Raw genomic sequence first — 237 nt, forward strand, 5'->3', positions numbered from 1 at the left:
GCCGCTGCGGGCGCCGACCTGGTCGAGCAAGCCGTGGATCTGGTAGTCGTCGCCGCCGGTCAGCAAGTATTTGCCTGGTGGCGGGATGTGCACCTCGAAGGCCTTGAACAGATAGGTTTCACCAGGCGGCCTCTGCAGCGCGTTGGTCTGGAACTTGCGGCCGAAGGTCACCTTCGGATCCTTCTCGTATTCCCAGATCACCGTCGGCGTCCATTGAGTCATGGTCAGCGCATCGCT

General features: G+C 62.0%; 1 pseudogene. It reads right to left on the bottom strand.

Annotation, left to right across the window (positions count from 1 at the left end):
• A pseudogene (locus tag SB725_RS33785) lies at positions 1-237 on the bottom strand (hypothetical protein); the annotation flags it as partial.

Origin of the sequence: Pseudomonas sp. SIMBA_041, assembly GCF_046535095.1 — a bacterium.
GTDB lineage: Bacteria > Pseudomonadota > Gammaproteobacteria > Pseudomonadales > Pseudomonadaceae > Aquipseudomonas > Aquipseudomonas mucoides.